Origin of the sequence: Hyphomicrobium sp., assembly GCF_019744875.1 — a bacterium.
Classification (GTDB): Bacteria; Pseudomonadota; Alphaproteobacteria; order Rhizobiales; family Hyphomicrobiaceae; genus Hyphomicrobium_C.
Genome location: NZ_JAIETU010000002.1, coordinates 527881 through 545338, shown reverse-complemented (window position 1 = coordinate 545338; position 17458 = coordinate 527881). Strand labels below are relative to the sequence as shown.

Below are 17458 nucleotides of genomic sequence, written 5' to 3'. Positions count from 1 at the left end.
GCCGGGGATGTCGCCCCGAGACAGTGGTTGAAGTATGGCACGGCACGCGGTCATGGGGCTGGACACCCTAAGGCCCGATGAGGGGGATAGACTGCCGCTCGGCCGCCTTGATGTCGAAGACCCGCTCGGCGCGGTTTCCCTCGACCTCGATCAGCAGCGTGTAGCGGCCGGGAGCGAGGCGCGCCTGTTTCGGCCGCCCGGCCCCGGAATGCATCACCGTTCGCCCCGTCTCGTCCTTGACGCGCCAATAGGCGCCCAGAGCGCCGGCCTCGTCGATGGCCACCTCGCCATGGTCGAGCTTGAGCTGGGTCGTCCCGCCCCGCCCCGTGCTGAGGTCGATGGTGCCGCGCGCAGCGATATTGAGGCCGCTCGCCATCGCCTCGACCCGATAGCGGGCGGGCGGCAGTTGGAACGTCCCGGTGGCGCCGTGGGCCCGCGCGATCTCGCGTGGCGTGGCATCGGCGCTCAGCACCCGGATCAGGATCGGATGCGATGCGTCGGTCGTAGCGTCGGCGGCCTCCCCGGTGATAACGGAAATCGTGATCGGCACGAGATTGAAGCTCGACACGTTCTTGACCACGTCGCCGCTGCCGAGGGCGATGCGCTGGTGAACCTCCGCAACTCCGGAGCGCGCCGACACGTAGTAGGTGCCAGCCGGAAGCGTGAATGAGGCGGCAGGCGCGGCGGAGCGGACGATTTCGCGCCGGCCCTGGGGCGAATCCGGATCGTCCTCCTCGACCGCGTAGGTCACGGCCTGCAACGGCGCGCCGTTCGCCGCCGAAATCGCCGAAAGCTCGAGCCGCCCCGTGCCAAGAACCGGCCGCGCTTCGGTGCTGGTCCCTTCCGCCACGGTGACGTCGGTGGTCTGCTCGGCGAGCCCGTCCTGCACGCGCACGACATAGGTCCCGGCCGGCAGCACTAGGCGCGCGCCCGCGTCGCGTCCGATCCAGATCGGCGCACCGGCCGCGGCCGCCCCGTCCTTGGCGGTGCCCCCGTCCTTCGCTGTCACCGTGATCAGCGGATCAGCCAGCGCCGCCCCGGCCTTGTCTGCGAGCGAATTGAGCTTGAGAAAACCCGCGCCGAGCGAGATCCGCGCCGTCGTCGGGCCTTCCGAGGTGACCTCGATGGTCTGGCGCCGGGACGACTGGCCAAAGCGCGCTTCGACGACATAGGAACCGGGGTCGAGATCGGCGGAAAGCTCCTTTCCGCGCGTGATTTTGAGGGGGGTGCTCTCGTCGCCCGACTTGTAAAGCGTCCACGCAACTGCTGTGGCCAGGGGAGGGCCGTCCGGCGCCAGCGACGCGGTCAGCCGAACACCCGGCGCGCCGGCCGGCGTGGGCGGCTTGGCTGCCTTCGGCACGGGGACCGCAATCCCGGTCGCCGCGTCGACGCGTTCGAGGTTGGCGAGCGTCAGTGCGTCGGAAATCGAATCCGCCAGCGCCGTGGAGCTCTGCGCCTCGATCACGCGCCCGTTGGTGGCTTCAGCCACGCACTGGAGGCGCTGGGCGTCGCCGGGCTCGATGCCGAACCCGATCAGGAAAATGCGGATGTTGGCGTTGGCCTTGGCGATGCCGGCCGCGGCCGCGCACGGATCCTGCCAGCAATTGTCCAGGCCGTCGTGCACGACGATGATGCTGCCGTGCTCTCCGGCCGGAATCTGCTTGGCGGCTTCCGTGAGGGTCAGCGCCAGCGGGCCCTTGCCTTTCGGGCTGAGCTTATCCACGAGGCTGAGCACGCGTTCGGGCGGGCCCGCCTCGGGCGGCAGGATCACCTCGACGTCGCTGCAGTCGGCGCGCCGCCGGTGCCCGAACGACATCAGTCCGAGCCGCACCCGTGGCGAGATGCTGGAGAGGGATTGCCGCAACGCGCCGCGCGCGAGATCGAACTTGGAAGGCTTTTCTGAGCCGACATTGCCCCACATTGACCCCGATCCGTCGAGCACGATGACCGCGGGCCCGTCGGCAGGCGCATCCGCGGCCCGCGCGGGCGCAGCAAGCGGCACCGGGCCGGCTGGGGCTAGCATCAGAAGAGCGGCACAACGGCGAAGCATCTGCATGCGGTTCGGGATCCGACTGATAACCAGGGGCTCAACGCAACGATTGTCACGGCGCCGGACTTGCTTTAGCGAGGCTTGCTTTAGCGAGGCTTGGGCGAGCGAGGCAGGCGCAACCTAGACCAGGATTTGCCCGAATCCCATCATTCTGGCGCGGGAATTCGCGCTCACGAAGGCATGAAAGGCAGCAATGAACGACGCCCTGTTTGAAGCCCTTGCCACCCGCCGGTCGGTCAAGCCGGACCTTCTGGCCGCCCCCGCGCCCTCGGGCGACGAGCTGACCCGCATCCTGACAGTCGCCGCACGCGTGCCGGACCACAAGAAGCTGGTTCCCTGGCGTTTCATGGTGTTCGAGGGCGACGCGCGGGCCGCCGCCGGCGAGATCTTCGCCGCCGCGTGCCTCGCGGAAGAGAACGAGCCCTCGCCCATTCGTCTCGACACGGAGCGCAAGCGCTTCCTGCGCGCGCCCCTCGTCATCGCCGTGGTCTCGCGCGTGTCCAAGCGCCCCGGCGCACCGGAATGGGAACAGATCCTGTCGGCAGGCGCCGCGACGTACAACCTGTGCCTTGCCGCCAACGCGTTGGGCTACGGCACGTCGTGGCTGACGGAATGGGTCGCCTACAGCCCATTCGTGCGCGAGAAGCTCGGGCTTGCCGACAGCGAGCGCATCGCGGGCTTCGTCCACATCGGCACACCGAAAGAAAAGCCCGAGGAGCGCGAGCGCCCGAAACTAGAGGCAATCGTCACGCGTTGGGGGGCGTAGGCACCGCCTCACGCCAGCCGCATCCGCGCGCGAACGTGCCGCGCGGGTCTCGGCGCACAACGCGAGCCTGATCGCGTCGTCCTCGGCGAAAGGGCATCCCCATGTTCGACAATCTGGTCGCGGCTCTGAAGTCGCTCGTCGGCAGTGCGCTCGCGACTTTGGCGGCCACAACGGGGGCTGACGCAACGTGGGACATTCCACCGGCGCGTGGCAGCATCCAGGAGATCGAGATCGGTGATGGGCCGGGCTGGGGGACGCTCTCGGGCCTCACCGCCCATCCCAGCGATCCAAATCGGCTCTACGCCGTGACCGATCAGGATTCGGCTCCCATTCGCATCGTTGAAATCGAGCTGACGGCGCAGGCGGCCAAGGTCGTCCGCCAGATCAGCGTGACCGGTCCCGGAGGCGAGAACCTCGATACGGAAGGCATCGTCGCCAAGCCGGACGGCGGCTTCTGGCTCGCGTCCGAAGGTGGGGCGGGAAACGTACCGGCCAACCGGTTGCTCGAGGTCGACCCGGAAGGAAAAATCCTGCGCACGATCGGCCTGCCGGAAGCGCTGGCGCCGAGCATCGGCAAGAAAGGCTTCGAGGGCGTTGCGCTTGAAAGCGCCGCACCCGGCGCGCGCCTCGTTGTGGCGTTCCAGGCTCCGCTCGATGGAGATCCCTCCGATTGCACGCGGATCGGCGTGGTCGATCCTGCGACCGGGGATTGGAGCTTTTATCTGTACCCGCTCGATCGAACCGGATCGGGCGATCTCACCGGCGTGAGCGAGGTTCTTCATCTCCGCGACAGGACATTCGCGGCGATCGAGAGAGACGGCAAAGGCGGAAAGAAATCGATCAAGTGGATCACCACCTTCGATCTCCCGCCCGCCAGCGCAACGGCCGCGTCCGGCGTCACCGACGGGCAGGCGCTGCCCCGGCTCACCAAGCGCCGCGCGCTGGATCTCGTCCCCATGTTCCTCGACGCGGGTCGAAAAGTGGAGAAGGAGATCGAAGGCCTGGCGCTGGCCGCCGATGGCCAGATCTATGCGGTGACGGACAACGACAACGAACGCCCGACCGTGCTGCTGCGGCTTGGCCCCGTCGACGCTCTGTTCTGATCGGTTAGCACTTCCATTGCCAACCCGCGGCACTCGAACCGCCGGGCGCGGGACTGTACGATGCGCTGCCGTCGGCGCTGGGCGCCGCCATTCTCGCGCCGAACAGGCGACTGTCCGCGTCGCGGAGGCGCCGGCTGACTTCGCGCCCCATGTTCATCTGGATGAGCGCGAACTGCTTCAGGTCCTTCGCGTAGACCTGATAGAGATTGGCCGCGGAAATACGGATCGCGCTGCAATCCTGCGCGGCCCGCACGGAGGCACTCCGCGCGCAGTGGTCCATGACGGCCATCTCCCCGAAGCAGTCGCCCGCATTGAGGGTCTGAAGGAGGTAGTCCTGCCCGCACCACGATTTCAGAACGTCGGCGCGGCCCACCTCTAGGGCGAACATCGAGTCCCCCTGGTCGAACTCGCGGAAGAAAAACTCGCCCGCAGGCATCGATACGACCGGGCACAAGCCGAGCAGGAATTGGAGGATCTCCGACTTGATCCCGCCAAAGATTGGCATTCGCTGCAGAAGTTCGATCCGCGCTTCTTGCATGGCGCACCCAGGAGGCGTCGCGGCTGTGATCTGCCGGATATCAGTTTAGCACGTCCGGCCGGGCGCTCCAGGGTGGTTGAGGGGCCGGCGAGGGGGATTGCGCGCATTCCCTTAACGCGGCGGCGTCCCGCACCGCGCCCGTACGCCAATGCCCGTCAAGCCGCAGCCCGACAAGCCAGGTGGGAACATTTCACAGCGGGCCTGGAACACTTGCACTTGTCTCCCACCTGCGCGCGCGCGAAGGACATGCGGGCGAGCGCGGTCCGAGCGCTCTGCAGCAAGGGATGAGACCGCCGATGTTGCGACGAACGATCATGGCCTTTGTCATCTGCGCCGCGGCGGCACCGGCCTGCGCGGAAGTCTGGATGGTCAGATCGTCCGGCGAGCTCGGATGCGGCGACCGCGAAACGCTGGTCAGCGCCTTCGCGTCGCAAAACGCGTCGGAACGGAGCGCCCGCCCGCCCGCAGGATGCGTCGAGCTTTATGCGGGCGAGAGACTGCTTGATCAGCCCGAAGCAGGCGCCGGCTTCAACGATTACATGCGCGTGCAGCGAGGGGACGGCAGCACGGTCTTCGTGCGCAGCTCGGCCGTCGTTCCCGACCCCGGCATCGGCAGCATGACGGACGATCGCCAGGAGTGATTGGTCCCGCCTAGTACTGGAACCTGAGGCCCGCGCCGGCATGGACGCGGGTATCGACGGCAGTTCTTAGAAGCGGAACTGCTCCGCCAGAATGCGCTCATCGAGGTTGTGGCCGGGGTCGAACATCATGAAGAGATCGATCGTGCGCGCCTGCTCGATCTCGACTTTGACGATGTTGCGCATTTCGGCCGCGTCGGCGACCGCGCTCACGGGACGCTTGTCTTCCTCCAGTGCCGACACCGTGATGCGCGCCTTGTTCGGCAGCAGCGCGCCGCGCCAGCGGCGCGGGCGGAACGGACTGATCGGCGTCAGCGCGAGCAGCGGCGCGTTGATCGGCAGGATCGGTCCATGTGCTGAAAGATTGTAGGCGGTCGAGCCCGCGGGCGTGGCGACCAGCACCCCGTCGCAGATCAGCTCCTCCATGCGCACCGTGCCGTCGATCGAGATCCTGAGCTTCGCCGCCTGGAACGTCTCGCGGAACAGCGACACCTCGTTGATGGCGAGCGCCTTGCTGGCTTTGCCCTGCGCGTCGTAGGCCACCATCGACAGGGGATGCACGCGGCTGATCTCCGCTTCCTGCAGCCGCTCCAAAAGCCCGTCCTCGCGGTACTCGTTCATCAGGAAGCCCACCGAACCGCGGTTCATGCCGTAGATCGGAATGCGATCGTTCATGAACCGGTGCAGCGTCTGCAGCATCAGGCCGTCGCCGCCGAGCGCGACGATCGCCTCAGCCCGTCCCGGCTCCACGGCCCCATAGCGCTCCGTCAGACGCTTGAGTGCATCCTGCGCCTCCGCCACGTCGCTCGCCACGAACGCGATATTGTCGAATTTGTTTTTCGATTTGGCCATGATGCCTAGAGTGTGGGGATGCCGAGCGGCGCCGGGATCGATTGAAAACAGATCGACCGGGAGGTGACCGACCGGGAGTTGACCGACTGGGAGTTCCGGCGGCCGCCGCGGCGAGCGCCGATCGGGGCCCGGATTCAGGCGAGGCGCTGGGGCCCACCTGAGACTCGTGAGGCCCAGAACAGGGAGGCTCGCTTACTTGCAACAAAACGACAAGGCCGTTCTCGTTTACGTTACCTACCCCGGCGTCGAAGCCGCAGAGCAGACGGGCGCGGCCCTGGTCGACATGGGGCTCGCCGCATGCGTGAACATTCTGCCCGGAATGGTATCGATCTACGTCTGGGAGGGCGCGCGACAGCGCGACGCCGAGGCGGTCATGATCGTCAAGACGCGCGCGACCCTGGCCGACCGCGTCGTCGCCGAAACGCTGCGGCGGCATTCTTATGAGACGCCGGCCGTCCTCGTGCTGCCGGTGGAGGGTGGGTCGCCGCGCTATCTCGACTGGATTTTCGGCCAGACCGCCAATCCCGCACCCGTCGATCCCAGCGACCCCTCAGTGAGCGGATAAGCGCGCGAGCCCGGCCAAGACCGGAAGGCTCGTCGTCAAGCGGCAGGGGCCAGCTTCACACAGGGGCCGAAGGGTTCACGAATTCGGCAAGCGTCACAAACTGCCGAGCGGGTGCTGGAACAGCCGCTGCACGTGGCGATACGTGTTGGTGCCACCGCGACGCTGTTGCTGCACGGCACGCTGAGGCGCCTTGGCGCGCGATGCCGTCGCCCGCGCCGGACGCTCGATCACGGCATCGTTGTCGAACGATGTCGGGCGAACCGGCGTCCTGGCCGCAGGGACATCGACGATTGCCGCCTCCTGCGAACTGTCGCTGCCCAGGGCCTCGCGCGGGATGTCGACGGATGCCGCGGTCTGCGGTTCGAGCGCCGCCGTACGTTGCAGCGAGCCAGTTTCCAGCGCCGGAGCTTCGAGAGCAGAAGGTCTGACCGCAGGTGTGGGGGCCGGCACAGGCCCGCCGATGGCCATGCGGCCCTCGAGCGATACGCGACGCGTGGGCTTGGTCTTCACGACCGGAGCCCAAGCCGCGGTGCGCTCCTCGAAAGAGCGATCCGGCTCCTCGTCGATCGCGGTCGTGGCCGAAGTGAGGTCGGCGCGCGCGATGCGCTGCAACCGCTCGCCGCCCCGGTCGTTCTGGGCATGCAGCGTGCTCGGCACGCAGCGTCCGCTGCTGCTCAGGCTCTGGCCTGCCGGGCAAGACGTGCCGCAGACGGCGGCGTCTTCGGCGCGCAGCAGCGACAGCATGAAGACGTCCGGCTCCTGCGTCGGAAGCGAGGCGTTGACGCGGTCCATGAACAGTACGATGGCCTGCTTCGAGGCGCCGCCCCACACGCCGTCGACATCGCCGACATAGCAACCGACGCGCTTCAGCTCGCGCTGGATGTCGCGCGTGAGCGACACGCGTGGCGCAAGCGTGGGCTGCGCCTGCGGCGGCGCGCTGGATTCGTCAGCGAGCACATCGAGCACCACCGCGCTCTTCCATTCGGGCGCGGTCACCGGCTGCTGGGGTACCGCAGGCGTGAACAGCGCGGGCGTAATCGCACCCGACGTCAGCGTGCGCGCGAGATAATCGAGAACCGAGGTTGGCGGGGCTTCATCGGCGACGGCGAACAGCCGCGCATCAGGAGAGAACGACCCGAGCCGGGACATGTCCGGCATTTCGACCTGTACGAAATCGAAGGCGTCGACGGGCGGCGCGGGCTCCGCGGCCGCGACGTGGCGGGGGCGTGCGTGGTCCTGCGGAAGATACGTATGCACGCCGAACACGAGACCGGCGGCGAGAACGGGATAGCTGAAATACCACCGCATAAAATAAGAACTCCCGGACAGGTCGAAAAAGAGCCAGTCCCCGCAATGCCCCGATCATATCAAATTCCGGCGCGCACGGCCACGTGGAACCGCGCCCGCTCAACGTAAATAAGCGCAGAGCGCTGGGCTCGGGTTTAGCAGCGGGCGCAGCGTGTGCGGACGGTTGGGAGGGGTGATCTTGGCGTGACCACCAGTGTCGCAAAGAGCGGCAGATGGGTCTGTGGACAGGCGGGCCATCCTGAGGACAACGCGTGCATAACCTGGGCACGCAATGTGGACGATCTGCGCATGCAAATCTGCAACAGATGATGCAATTTGGCGCGTTTCGGCAACGGCGCGAGCCTACCAAACTGATTCTCTTTAACAAACGGTAGCGGCCTTTCGGTCGAATCGCATTAGCCTCGGCCCCGAGGGATGTGTTCCGCGTACTTCGCTCACGGTTACGACTTGTTGTGCACATCGAGATCGAGCGGCGATACCGCCTGTGCAAAACCAGCATCGAACGTGAGCGGGTTCAGCTCTGTGTGACCGCCGGGGGGCGGCGCCAAATGTCTGATGATCCGCCTTGGGGGGCGGGTCTGCTCAACGGGCATCCAGGTGCGCACCCAATCGGACGCATGTGTCAGCGCTGACCGGTCTTGAACCTCCGAGACCCAAAAGGAACGGGCCTGTTTCGGCTGCCATTGGGCAGTGCGCGCGGGCCGACAATGGAGAGGGCAATGAAGATACGACATGCTCTAGGCGTGTTCGGGATCCTGGCAGCCGGCGTACTACTCGCCGTGTCAGCAGCCATGAACTGGCGTTTCGGGTACAGCTTGGGAAGAACCGAATTCGATGGCTTCATCTACGGTTCGGCAAGCGTGGCAGCGGATTGTTTGAAGGCGCTGATCCCGTTTTTCTTTTTCGCCGCGATTAAAAACAGAATGTGGTCGCAGGCAGCGGCATCCGCCGTCGTCGGCATCGTCGTCACCGCTTACTCGCTGACATCGGCCCTCGGCCATGCAGCGCTGAACCGGTTCGACACCACCGGCCACCGCGCCGTCGAAGCTCAGGTCTACAAGGATCTGCGCGGCGACCTCAAGCGGGCACAGGACCAGCTGTCCTGGATCCCGCAGCACCGTCCTGCCGCGACCGTGCAGGGTGAGATCGAAGGCCTGAAGAACCAGAAGGCTTGGACGTTCACGAGCGCATGCTCGAGCGTGTCCGGCAAGCAGGGCCGCGATTTCTGTCAGAAGTATCATGGACTGACCGCCGAAATGGCCTCTGGCCAGCAGGCGCAAGCGCTCGAAGCCCGTATCGCTGATATTCAGGGCAAGCTGGGCAAGACCGATGCCATGACGGTCATGGGTGAGGCAGATCCGCAGGCCGCGGTGCTGTCGAAGCTTTCGGGACTCGACGTCGAAAAGGTTCAGATGGCGATGACGATTTTCATCGCGCTTCTCCTTGAAGTCGGCTCCGGCTTTGGCATGTACGTCGCGTTCAGCCAGTGGCGCCTTTACGAACGTGAAGCCCCTGCCGCGCCGAAGATGGCGACGGTACAGAGCACCGCTGCGGCAGCGGTGGCGGCCCCGCAACCTGCACCCGCAGTTGCAGCCGTGGCAGTCAAAAAGCCGCGTTTCGGAGCCAACGACAATCGTACGCTGGCGCCGACGAAACTGCTGGTCCCCGAAACGGACGTCCAGCGGTTCTACAAGGAGAGCGTTGACAGCCAGGATGGCCATACCGTCTCCGCAACATCACTTTACGAAGCCTATTGTGTCTGGTGTGAAGAACGACAGAAGGAGCCTCTCGCACTACCGACGTTTGGTCGCGAAATTGCAGAGTTCGGTATCCAGAAAGTCAAAAAGAAGGACGGTGTCCGGTACGTAGGAATTGCACTCAAGTCCGATCTCGACGTCGAGGAGGATAAGAAGTTGCCGGCCTTCCACGCCGAAGCCGCATAGGCAAACAAATTAGAGGGGCCCCTTCGCGGGGCCCTTCGCATTTTTGGAAAGCCGCTCCTCAGGGGGCGGCTTTTTTTTGTCGCGGGGTCGTGATCGCCTGCGAGGCTGAACATCTGATAGTGTCTCCACGCAGTTCTCGGAGGAGTGTTTTATGTCGTTGCGCCGTTATGTTCTGGCATCCGCCATGACCGGATTGCTCGCCACCGTGTCCGCCGTCGATGTACGCGCCGACACCGATCCCGAATCCCTTGTCAACGCGTTGAACGCAGTCTTCGGCAAATACCCCGGCACGCGCTCGGGCCACGCCAACGGCTTCTGCGTCAAAGGCTCGTTCGTGCCGACCGCCGAAGCCGCGGGACTTTCGAAAGCCCCGCATCTTTCGGGCAAGGGACCCTGGCCGGTGATCGGGCGCTTCTCGATGGGCGGAGGCAACCCGAAGGCCTCGAACGCCGACCGGGGCAACGCGCGCGCCCTTGCGGTCCATTTCGACCTCGGCGGCGGGACCGTGACGGATATGGTGTCGATCTCGGCTCCCGTCTTCGTGGCCAAGACGCCGGAGAAATTTCTCGATTTCCTGCAGCGCGTCGCCAGCAAGGACAAGGCGAAGATCGAGGCCTACTTCACCGAAAACCCGGAAGCGAAGGCGCAGGGTGAGTGGTTCAAGTCGCGCCCCATCCCGGCCAGCTACGCAACCGTGAGCTATTACGCCGTGCACACCTTCACGCTGACGAATGCGGAAGGCAAAAGCCAGATCATCAAATGGAAGTGGACGCCTAAGGCCGGCGAGGTTGGCCTGACCGACGAGGAAGCCAAGGCCAAGGATCCCGATTTCTACCGCCCCGAGCTGACCGAGCGTCTGGCCAAGGGACCGGCGGAGTTCGAACTGTCCGCGATCCTCGGCGAGCCGGGTGACGCGACCGACGACCCGACGGCCCTTTGGCCGGAGACGCGCAAGGCGGTCAAGGTCGGTGATCTGGCCATTTCCGCCCTTGAGCCCGACGCGACCTGCGACGCGGGCATCTTCGACCCCACCAACGTGGTTGACGGGATCGCGGGACCAGAGAACGACCGCATCTTCGAGTTCCGCTCGCCGGCCTACGCCATCTCGTTCGGCCGCCGCACCCAGTAAGCGACCGGGTGAGGGCTCGACGAGCTTGATTTCATGACAATAAGCGCTGCGGCGGCGGACCCCGGTTCGCCGCCGCAACCATGTCACTGTTCGGCAACGCCCTCACAATGATCACTTTCCGCCCGAATTCCCCTCGACGACACGCCGCCCTTTTTGCTGCTAGCATCTCCTCGACTGCCGCTGCCGAAGGGCGATTACCGATGGCGCGCGGCTCGATTTTCCAAGCCGGGACAAATTCTAGGGGAGTGACATCATGTTTGGAGTACGTTTGAAGGCAGCTTTCCGGAGCGTGTCGATGGCCGCTACGGGTTTCGCCGTGATCGGTGCAGCGTTGACGTGGGCACCCAGCCAGGCCGCCGCACAGAAGACGCATGACATCACCGTCACCGTGACGCGCTTCAAGGCACTCGACCGTGCCGACGAGCTGTCGCGCGGCGATTTCTTCGCGCGCATCACTGTCGACGGCAAGGCCCAGTCGACGAGCGTGATCAGCGACAAGGAAGAGGTCCATCCGAAGGACTGGATCCTGACTGCCACGGTTCCGGCCGGCGTGCACAAGGTCAAGTTCGAGCTGATCGACAAGGACCTTTCGGTGGACGATCCGATCGACATCAACCGCCTGCCCAACAAGCGCGATCTCGATTTCACCGTCGACACGCGCAGCTGCATCATCGAAGGCTTCGCACAGAACTACAAATGCGGCGCCACGATCACGCGCGGCGGCTCTGAGAATAAGAAGGCCGACATCTCGTTCAAGGTGACGGTGAAGTAACCGAATGGCCCGGATGGCGCATCCGCCATTCATAAAGTGGCTCGGGAGAGGAGCGGCCGCCACGTAGGCGGCCGTTCGCTTTTGGGGGGCGCGCGGGGCCGGGACGGACCGACATGAGCGCACAACGCATCGTCGTCCTGACGGGCGCCGGGTTATCGGCCGAAAGCGGCGTGCCGACCTTTCGCGACAAGACGGGCATCTGGGCAAAGTACGACTACCGCGAGGTCGCGACCCCGGAAGGCTTCGCCCGCAATCCCGATCTCGTGCATGAGTTCTACAACATGCGCCGCCGCGCGCACGCCACCGTCCGCCCCAACGCCGCGCACGCGGCGCTGGCCCGCCTCGAGCGCGAGCACGAAGGCGAGGTGTGGATCGTGACGCAGAATGTCGATGCGCTGCATGAGCAGGCCGGCAGCCGCAATCTCATTCACATGCACGGCGAGATCTTCAGCGCGCTGTGCGCGGGGTGCGGCGCGCGCAGCCCTTGGGATCAGGACCTCGCGCTCGCGACTATCTGCGGGGCCTGCGGCGAGCCCCGCGGCATGCGCCCGGACGTCGTCTGGTTCGGCGAGATGCCCCATCACATGGATCGCATTCGCGAGCTGGTGGGCGCGGCCGATCTCTTTCTCTCGATCGGCACCAGCGGCAACGTCTATCCCGCCGCGGGGCTGGTCGCCGAGGCGCGCAGCCACGGCGCCCACACCGTCGAGCTCAACCTTGAGCCGTCCGAGGGCCGGCGAATGTTCGCCGAAGCGATCCACGGCCCCGCCACGCGCGTGGTGCCGGTCTACGTCGAGAAGCTTCTCGCGAGCCAGTAAAGGGGCGCGATCAGCGGTCCCGGCCGCACGGGATCCGCTCGATGCCCGTGCTGGTTTCGATCGGCAACGGCGTATCGCCCGCGCAAAGTCGCGCGCCATCCAGCAACACGCCCTGCGTAAAGACGCCGGCCAGGCGCGCGAACGAAAGGTCCGCGCCCTGCATGCGCACGCGCACAAGCTTGGCGTTCTCGAGGTTGGCGTCGACGAAGCTCGCCCCCTTGAGCGACGAGTCCGTGAGATCCGCCCGGTGCATGTCGGAGCGGTCGAAATTCGCGAAGTTGAGGTCGCGCCCGCGCAGCGAGAGGCTCGTCTCGCCGCTGGACGTCTCCTGGTCACGCACGAGATCCTCGTCCATCACGATCAGGTTGCGCGAAAAGAGGCTGGTCCGCCGCCGCGTCCAGTCGTCGACCTCGCCCTCGAAGAGAAATGCGGTCGGCGCGAAGGCCGTCCGGCCGCGCGCGCCCGGCGGCGGCGTGTGGGTGACGTTGCCGAGCCCCTGGTAGGGCACGGGCGCGGCGACCGCCTCGACGGAGCCGAGCAGGCGGTCGATCCATTCGCCGGGAATGGTCGCGATCGCGACCGAGAACACCATCACCGCCGTGGCCGCAAAGCCCGCCGCGAACTTGCGCAACACCGAGTCCCGCGTCAGCGTCTCGCTGCCCGGATAGACTTTGTCGAGCCCGGCCAGGAACGAGGATGCGCCCGCTACCATAAGCAAGCTGACCAGCACGTAGAAGCGGTGCCAGCCGGTGATTTCGAGGTCGTGCGAGGGCAGGTAGGTGATCTGGAAGGCGAGCAGCAGGCCCACCGGCACCAGCCGCAGGAACAGCCAGTCCATGGCGCGGAAGCAGCCGCGTAGCACGAGGTTCGTCTCGGGCCCGGCTTCGATCTGCGAAAAGTAGTAGCTGTTCACGCGCAGCCGGCCCGGATGCGACAGCGCCGGAAACTCGTTGGCGGCGAACAAGGCGTCGAGCGCCTTGAGCTTGCGCGCCAGGATGATGTGCTGCTGCAGCACGCCGGCCTGCATGGCCAGCAGCACCACCGGTCCGAACAGAATGAACGAGCGCAGCGGGATCGAGACCTGCAGGATGGGCTGGGCGACCGGCGTGTTGAGCAGAAGGTCGCGATGGCTGATGCCCGCCAGCGCGATGAGGAAGTAGGCTTCAAGCGCGATCAGCAGGATCCAGGCGCTGCGCGCCGACGCGCTGGACGCGTTGACCTCGGCGAGCAGCAGCTCGATGTCGGTCTCCCGTTTCTGGACCGCGGCTTCCGTCAGCGATTTACTTCCGAACATCTTCTCTCCTGTACGCGACAAGCCGTGAGTGTGTCACTGAAGGGAGTGGCCCCTCAAGCTTTCGGTGATGGCACGGCCGCGTTCGCCAATCCCGCAACCTCGAGCGCGAACGCATAATCCAGCGCCACCTCGCGCAGGCGCTCGAACCGGCCGGACGCACCCCCGTGGCCCGCTTCCATGTTGGTCTTCAGCAGCACGAGGTTGTCGCTGGTGTTGAGCGCGCGCATCTTGGCGATCCACTTCGCGGGCTCCCAGTAGGTCACGCGCGGATCGGTCAGCCCGCCATAGGCGAAGATGTGCGGATAACGCTTCGCTTCGACGTTGTCGTAGGGGCTGTAGGAGCGAATGATCGCGAAGTCGCGCTCGCTCTCGATCGGGTTGCCCCACTCCGGCCACTCGGGCGGCGTGAGGGGGAGATCCTTGTCGAGCATGGTGTTTAGGACGTCCACGAACGGCACGTCCGCGATGATGCCGAGGAAGAGTTCCGGCGCGAGGTTCGCGACCACGCCCATCAGCATGCCGCCCGCCGAGCCGCCGTTGGCGACGATGCGCCCGCGCTGCGTCAAGCCCTGCCGCACGAGGTGCTCGCCCGCCGCGATGAAGTCGGTGAACGTATTGAGCTTCTTCTCGTGCTTGCCGTCCTTGTACCAGCGATAGCCTTTGTCCTTGCCACCGCGGATGTGGGCGATGGCGAAAATGAATCCGCGATCGACCAGCGACAGCCGCGCCGACGAGAATGAGGCGGGGATGGAGATGCCGTAGGATCCGTAGCCGTAGAGGAACAGCGGCGCCGATCCGTCGAGCGGCGTGTCACGGCGATAGAGCAGGGAAACGGGCACGGTCTCGCCGTCGGAGGCGGGCGCGAGCACGCGGCGCGTGACGTAGTCGCCGGGATTGTGTCCGGAGGGGATCTCCTGGCGTTTGCGCAGCACGCGGTCGCGCGTCACGAGATCGTAGTCGAACGTCTCGGCCGGCGTCGTCATGGACGAATAGGTGAAGCGCAACGTCGTCGTGTCGAACTCGTAGCCGTCCGACATGCCGAGAGCGTACGCGTCCTCGTCGAACGCAATCGCATGCTCCGCCCCGTCGGAGAGCACGCGCACGATGATGCGCGGCAGGCTGTCCTCGCGTTCGAGGCGCACGAGGTGATTGGCGAACACGACGGTGTCGATGATCAGGCGGCCGGGTTTGTGCGCTACGAGTTCCGTCCAATTGTCTAGGCCGCGCGCCGTGATGGGTGTCGAGCAGATGCGGAAGTCTTCCGCGCCGCCCGAGTTCGTGGTCAGGATCAGCCGGTCGCCGTGATGGCTCACCTGGTATTCATGGCCCGTCACGCGCGGCGTCACGAGCAGGGCGTCGCCCGTCGGCGCATCGGCATCGATCAGGCGCACTTCGCTCGTCTGGTGATCGTGCACGTCGATCAGGATGAACTTCGACGACAGCGTCTTGTTGAGCGAGACGTAGAACCCCGTGTCCTCTTCGGCATAAACAAGTGCGTCGTCGGTTTCCGGCGTGCCGAGGCGGTGGCGATGGACGAACAGGGGGCGGTGGTTGTCGTCGAGGCGGATGAAGAAAATCGTCTGGCTGTCGTTGGCCCAGACGATCTCGCCGCGTGTGTCCGCGAGCACGTCGGGAAGATCCTGGCCGGTCGCGAGATCGCGGATTCGGATCGTGTAGAGTTCCGATCCTTTCTCATCGACGGAGTAGGCCAGCAGCTTGTGGTCGGGGCTGTGCGCCTTGGCGCCGAGATCCCAGTAGGGCTTGCCGGCGGCTTCCACGTTGCCGTCGAGCAGCACCTGGATCTCGCCGCCGCCGCGCGGCTGGCGGCAGAGCCGCGGGTACTGCCCGCCGGCGACGAAATCGGAGAAGTAGTCGAAGGCGCCATCCGGCGAGGGCACGCCGCTGTCGTCCGGCTTGAGCCGCGCCTTCATCTCGGAGAACAGCGCCTCCTGCAGCGGCTTGGTCGGCGCGAGCACGGCTTCGGTGTAGGCGTTTTCGGCTTCGAGGTAGGCCCGGATCTCAGGATCGAGCAGCGCCGGATCGCGCATCACGTCCTGCCAGTTCTCCGCTCTCAGCCACCCGTAGTTATCGACCAGCTTGACGTGGTGATGCGTGGTGACGACCGGACGGCGGGACGCGACAGGCGGCGCGAAAGAAGGTTGCGTGAGCGGCGCGCGCGAGGGGGTGTCGTCCATGGCGGATCCTTCCGGGTGCGAGAGGCGGCAGCGGGCGCCATGTTTCCGCAATTGCGATCAACTTTGTCAAATGCTGCCGCAGCTTACAGCCGGTTGCCAGGGACCCGCGCCGGTCATTTCAGCGTCACCCGCACTCCGCGTGTTTGCCCGGGCAATCGGGCAAGGTAGCGGCGTGCGTCGCATCAGCAACTAAAGTCGAAATTGGCTCATCCCCGGGTGAACTGACGCACCCCACTACTCGGACGAGGCAATCGAACTAAGAATTAAACTTAGTTCTGCCTAAGGCGTGATCAACAAGATCAGTTCAGACACGCCTTGGTTGGTCTACAGGCCCGCGCGTTGCAATTAGGCATAGAATAAGAACTGATGGACCGCCGTTGACATCTAGGGGGTAATGCTGTCCAAAGACCTCGACGGTCTAGTCGTCGGCAACCGGATCGCCCCTTTGTGTCTTGGGCTGGTCGATATTGATCTCAGCTTGTCGGGCTGAAATAGAAAATCGGCTAGCCTTGAGTTTGACTTGCTCAACGGGTAACCACTGTTTGGGGAGCGCTTCAGAAGTGTCTGAAAGGGTTGTAATGATGGATGACGGTTCCCAGCCGGAACTGGTCGAACTCACAGCGAGGATCGTGTCTGCGTTCGTGAGCAATAATACGATTGGCGCCGAAAACCTCCCGCAGTTGATCAACGACACGCACGCCGCGTTGAGCCGCGCCACCGGATCGGCGCCGCTGCCGGAGCGCGAGGAGCTTAAGCCGAAAGTTCCCGTCAAGAAATCCGTAATGCCGGATCACATCGTCTGTCTGGAAGACGGCAAGAAATTCAAGTCGCTGAAGCGCCATCTGCGCACCCACTACAATCTCTCGCCGGAAGAGTACCGCGAGAAGTGGGGCCTCGCGCACGACTACCCGATGGTCGCGCCGAACTATGCGCGCGCACGCTCCGACCTGGCCAAGAAGATGGGCCTCGGCACGCGCCGGGAAAAGTAAGCGGCACGAAAACGAGATCGAATGCGCCGCCCTCCGCGAAGGAGGGCCGCGAAACTACCGAGGGTGCTGGCCGCGTGGCCGGCGCCCTTTTTCGTGTCCGGCATCTTTGTGGGTTCGTATCAGCGCGTCGAGGGCTGCGCGCTCCCGCCGCCATGCGGCGAGCAATGCGCCGTGCCGCGCAAGATCGTAGGTCCAATGTCCCGCCCGCCCGCGCCGCCGCTCGGCAAGGAGCGCGCGTTCCAGGATGCCGACGAGACGCCGGCGCCCCGGCACCGAGAGATCGTCGATCTCGGCGGGCCACATCGGCACGAGGCGCACAAGCGCGAGCCGCCGTTCGTCTGCGGAAAGGGGCGGCGGCGGCGCGCCCGGAGGTGTGCGGCGCGCGGCACGGCCGGCCCTGCGATCGGGAGTGTTCATGGACGAGCGACCCTCGTTGTGAGGGGGCGAGTGTCGGGCCGCACCGCGCCGCGGGGATTGGTTGATGGCCGCGGGGATTGG

16 protein-coding genes are annotated in these 17458 nt (G+C 65.5%); 9 read left to right on the top strand and 7 right to left on the bottom strand.

Annotated elements, in window-relative coordinates:
* Positions 1-67: 67 nt before the first annotated feature.
* A complete protein-coding gene (locus tag K2Y42_RS02665; protein WP_291148121.1) occupies positions 68-2056 on the bottom strand; it encodes a VWA domain-containing protein in 1989 nt (662 codons plus the stop codon).
* Positions 2057-2243: 187 nt separating this feature from the next.
* Here K2Y42_RS02665 and K2Y42_RS02660 point away from each other — a divergent pair, with 187 nt between their 5' ends.
* Both K2Y42_RS02660 and K2Y42_RS02655 read left to right on the top strand, forming a co-directional pair.
* Entirely contained in the window at positions 2244-2816 is a 573-nt protein-coding gene (locus K2Y42_RS02660; RefSeq protein WP_291148119.1) for a nitroreductase, read from the top strand.
* A 101-nt stretch (positions 2817-2917) separates the two neighbouring features.
* A complete protein-coding gene (locus K2Y42_RS02655) occupies positions 2918-3919 on the top strand; it encodes an esterase-like activity of phytase family protein (RefSeq protein ID WP_291148117.1) in 1002 nt (333 codons plus the stop codon).
* Between the two features lie 4 nt (positions 3920-3923).
* On the opposite strand, the gene K2Y42_RS02650 is transcribed toward K2Y42_RS02655, so the two are convergent.
* Positions 3924-4457 (bottom strand): Crp/Fnr family transcriptional regulator, encoded by a 534-nt coding sequence (locus K2Y42_RS02650; RefSeq protein WP_291148115.1) that lies wholly within the window; start codon positions 4455-4457, stop codon positions 3924-3926.
* Between the two features lie 296 nt (positions 4458-4753).
* On the opposite strand from K2Y42_RS02650, the gene K2Y42_RS02645 reads away from it, so the two are divergent.
* A complete protein-coding gene (locus K2Y42_RS02645; protein WP_291148113.1) occupies positions 4754-5098 on the top strand; it encodes a hypothetical protein in 345 nt (114 codons plus the stop codon).
* A gap of 66 nt (positions 5099-5164) precedes the next feature.
* Here the strand turns inward: K2Y42_RS02645 and K2Y42_RS02640 are convergent, their stop codons facing one another.
* Positions 5165-5947, bottom strand: a complete 783-nt coding sequence (locus K2Y42_RS02640) for an NAD kinase (RefSeq protein WP_291148111.1) — start codon at positions 5945-5947, stop codon at positions 5165-5167.
* Between the two features lie 196 nt (positions 5948-6143).
* Between K2Y42_RS02640 and cutA the strand changes: the two genes are divergently transcribed.
* Positions 6144-6512 carry a divalent-cation tolerance protein CutA gene (gene cutA, locus K2Y42_RS02635; protein WP_291148109.1) on the top strand — a complete coding sequence of 123 codons (369 nt, stop codon included), beginning with the start codon at positions 6144-6146 and terminating at the stop codon, positions 6510-6512.
* Between the two features lie 93 nt (positions 6513-6605).
* On the opposite strand, the gene K2Y42_RS02630 is transcribed toward cutA, so the two are convergent.
* Positions 6606-7820, bottom strand: coding sequence for a hypothetical protein (locus K2Y42_RS02630; protein ID WP_291148107.1), 1215 nt, complete (start codon positions 7818-7820; stop codon positions 6606-6608).
* Between the two features lie 719 nt (positions 7821-8539).
* Here K2Y42_RS02630 and K2Y42_RS02625 point away from each other — a divergent pair.
* From K2Y42_RS02625 to K2Y42_RS02610, 4 genes are all read left to right on the top strand, one after another.
* Positions 8540-9763, top strand: coding sequence for a primase-like DNA-binding domain-containing protein (locus K2Y42_RS02625; protein ID WP_291148105.1), 1224 nt, complete (start codon positions 8540-8542; stop codon positions 9761-9763).
* A gap of 151 nt (positions 9764-9914) precedes the next feature.
* The gene (locus tag K2Y42_RS02620) at positions 9915-10892 is read left to right on the top strand and encodes a catalase family peroxidase (protein ID WP_291148103.1); all 978 of its coding nucleotides are present in this window, start codon (positions 9915-9917) and stop codon (positions 10890-10892) included.
* A 295-nt stretch (positions 10893-11187) separates the two neighbouring features.
* Positions 11188-11664 (top strand): hypothetical protein, encoded by a 477-nt coding sequence (locus K2Y42_RS02615; RefSeq protein WP_291148101.1) that lies wholly within the window; start codon positions 11188-11190, stop codon positions 11662-11664.
* Between the two features lie 113 nt (positions 11665-11777).
* Positions 11778-12482, top strand: a complete 705-nt coding sequence (locus K2Y42_RS02610) for an NAD-dependent deacylase (protein ID WP_291148099.1) — start codon at positions 11778-11780, stop codon at positions 12480-12482.
* Positions 12483-12492: 10 nt separating this feature from the next.
* Here the strand turns inward: K2Y42_RS02610 and K2Y42_RS02605 are convergent, their stop codons facing one another.
* Complete coding sequence (locus K2Y42_RS02605) at positions 12493-13776, bottom strand: pentapeptide repeat-containing protein (protein WP_291148097.1); 1284 nt, start codon at positions 13774-13776, stop codon at positions 12493-12495.
* Positions 13777-13829: 53 nt separating this feature from the next.
* Positions 13830-15971, bottom strand: a complete 2142-nt coding sequence (locus K2Y42_RS02600) for a S9 family peptidase (protein WP_291148095.1) — start codon at positions 15969-15971, stop codon at positions 13830-13832.
* Between the two features lie 581 nt (positions 15972-16552).
* Here K2Y42_RS02600 and K2Y42_RS02595 point away from each other — a divergent pair.
* Complete coding sequence (locus K2Y42_RS02595; RefSeq protein WP_291148094.1) at positions 16553-16960, top strand: MucR family transcriptional regulator; 408 nt, start codon at positions 16553-16555, stop codon at positions 16958-16960.
* A 54-nt stretch (positions 16961-17014) separates the two neighbouring features.
* Here K2Y42_RS02595 and K2Y42_RS02590 read toward each other — a convergent pair whose 3' ends face one another.
* Positions 17015-17377, bottom strand: a complete 363-nt coding sequence (locus K2Y42_RS02590) for a hypothetical protein (RefSeq protein WP_291148092.1) — start codon at positions 17375-17377, stop codon at positions 17015-17017.
* Between the last annotated feature and the right edge of the window lie 81 nt (positions 17378-17458).